The sequence below is a fragment of the Bartonella sp. AC62GZZY genome, assembly GCF_042196525.1.
Taxonomy (GTDB): Bacteria; Pseudomonadota; Alphaproteobacteria; order Rhizobiales; family Rhizobiaceae; genus Bartonella.
In genome coordinates this window covers 1-2,808 of record NZ_JBHIQN010000044.1, presented here as the reverse complement: position 1 = coordinate 2,808, position 2,808 = coordinate 1, and the positions used below count along the sequence as shown (strand labels likewise).

Genomic DNA, 2,808 nt, shown 5'->3' with positions numbered 1-2,808 from the left:
AAATCGCAGATCTAGAAAGCGCTCTCAATGGCAAGATGGCAGCGGATAAAACCTTCACTTTTGCTGATTTAAGCGATGTCGAGGGGGCAAAAGATGCCGCTAACAACTATGTTCTCTACAAATCAAGCAACAATAACTTCACCTTTGGGAGTGCTATCTCTCTGTTAGGCGCGCATCAACATAAAACCGAAGATATCGTGGGTCTTGACGACTTTAGAGCCAAGATCAACGAAGATCTCACAAGCTATGGGCACCTCACAAGCCCAAATGAATGGCAAAGTTATAATAAATTTACCAGCAAAGTTACCATGAGTGGTGGCTTAGAGCTGTTAGGTAATTCGTCGTTTAGCCTCACCCATAATGGTGAAATAGTTACCAGTTTAAGCACAACGGGAAGCTTGCTTAAAGGACCTTTAAAAGTCGATGGAGATCTTGTTTATACGAAAGCGCAAGTGGATGCCGCCATTTTGTCACAAATAAAGAGTCTTAAAAAAGATTTGACCGATAAAATCACGAATTGGCCGGCTCTTGCCGATGCTGAATTGCTCTATACACAGGATGGAAAAATTCAATGGCCCGATTGGGTAACGGATAAAACTAAAGTTGAGATCCAAGCATGGGGCGGTGGCGGTAGTGGTGGTGGTGCGGATACACCAAGATTAGGCGGCGGTGGCGGCGGTGGCGGTTGTAGCGTGTGGTATGGCTATAAAGCGAGTTTAAATGGTCATCAAGATATCACAATTGGAAAAGGAGGAGCTGCTGTTGCAAAACGCTATGCAAAAGGTAATTCTGGAGGAACAACAGCTGTTGGAAAGAATTTTATTACCGCTACAGGGGGACATGGTGGTGGGGGTGCTTATTACGATAACTCTCGCGCAAATTTTGTTGGTGGTACTACTTACTACTATTCAGGATCTGGTGGTGCTGGAGGTACAGGTGGAAACTTTGGTTTAGCAACAGACGAACATCTAGGAATTGCCAAAGGCGGAAATGGTTGTTCAGGAACAAGTGGAATTACGAGCAAGACAAGTGGTAATGGAGGTGATGCTGGGGGTGATACATCAAGGGGTGGCGCTGGAGGAGCCGGAAAAGGTTCCTATAGTTCAGGAAAAGCAGGGCGTGGTTTTGGTGGTGGTGGTGCTGGCGCTCACTCTGATTCTTCTTCAAGTGGCGCTGGAGCTGATGGCGCTGTCCTTATAAGATTATGGAAAGATTAATTACATAACCAAAGGTAGCGCGAGTCAAATGGATAGCTATTGTATAAGCGAGCTTGTATGATTTTTAAATCCTTTTATCACTCTTTCAAAGCCCTTTAAAGGGCTTTTTTGACTGACACTGTCAGACTTATGAAAAGGAGCTCTTGTTGTTATGGTCTCTTCATTAATGTGGAGAGCAAAATGGCAACAAAAGTAAATACTCTCTGTCGCACTATAGCAAAATCATTCTTTATCTTTAGAAAAAGCCCCGAAATCACGGCGTTCCCCCTCTTCTATTCCAAAAGTTTTGTAAAGAGATTAACGGCTCTTAGCAAGCCGCTCTAATAACCTATCGCTATGAGAAATCAAGCAGATATTATCACAGGAATATCCTAGAAACTCCAAACCAAAGAAAGAAACAAAAAATAGAGGCTGGGCTGGTTGCCCAGCCAACGGGAACAGTTTAGCGACAACCCGTCCGATGTAAGAAGACCTCAACATCGCAGCCACTTCTTCTCACTTGGAAACAGTGAGAAGATGGCTAATATAGATGGAAGAGTGTTAAAAAATGATGGATACACTTTGTAAAGAAAAATTAAAATCTGTTGATCCTATCTCACCAGCTGCTGCTTATATTGGAGGCAAAAGAAGACTAGCCAAAACCATAGTTAACATTATCGAGGACATTCCTCATAGTATTTATGCCGAACCTTTCGTTGGAATGGGAGGAATATTCTTTAGGAGAAAATTGATTCCACCCACTGAAATCATTAATGACCGTTTAGGAGATGTGGTGAATTTTTTTCGGGTGTTACAACGCCATTATCACCCGTTTATAGAATTTCTGGAATTTCAAATAAGCAGCCGTGAGGAATTTCAACGATTACGTGCTCAAGATCCAGAAACCCTCACAGATTTAGAACGGGCTTCAAGGTTTTTATATTTGCAGCGTTTAAGCTTTAGCGGGAAGGTAGCCGACCGTACGTTTGGGGTTGAAACAGACCGCGGTGCACGTTTTAATCGTTTTAAACTTGAAGACTTATTAAAGCTTATTTACCGTCGTTTAGCGGGTGTTACCATTGAAAATTTAGACTGGTCTGAGTTTATCAGGCGCTATGATCGACCAAACACCTTATTTTATCTTGACCCGCCTTATTGGGGTGTTGAGGATTATTATGGCAAAGATTTGTTTAAGCGAGAGGATTATCAGAGGATGGCTATGCTGCTGGCACAATTAAAAGGGAAGTTTCTTTTGTCTCTCAATGATGTGCCAGAAGTTCGAAAAACCTTCAGTCAATTTACCTTTAAAAAAATAAATACGTTTTATTCGTGTAACGCCTTAAATAATGCAGTTCCCGCTAAGGAGCTTATCATCACCAATTGTGATTTCTAAAACGAGAAATAATACATATTAAAGGGTCTTTAAATGACCTTTGAAGACCTTTTTAAAAAAGTAAATTGCTACAAAATCTAGTGTCAAAACATAAAAAGAAAGTGCTTGTTGAAAACAAACCTTTCTCAAGAGCGCCTCTTTACCTCTCATTTTTCCCATTCATTTCATTAGCCAATTATTAAAAGGAGCATAAAGTATGGCAACAGGTTTTTTACACGG

The 2,808-nt window shown here is 41.4% G+C and carries 2 protein-coding genes; both read left to right on the top strand.

Going from position 1 to position 2,808, the window contains the following annotated elements; all coding sequences use genetic code 11:
- Positions 1-1,217, top strand: a 1,217-nt coding sequence (locus ACFIML_RS08975) for a Bgr_08870 family protein (RefSeq protein WP_375687994.1), incomplete at its 5' end; no start/stop codon positions are given.
- Between the two features lie 550 nt (positions 1,218-1,767).
- On the top strand, positions 1,768-2,589 hold the full coding sequence (locus tag ACFIML_RS08970) for a DNA adenine methylase (RefSeq protein ID WP_375608847.1): 822 nt from the start codon (positions 1,768-1,770) through the stop codon (positions 2,587-2,589).
- Positions 2,590-2,808 lie beyond the last annotated feature (219 nt).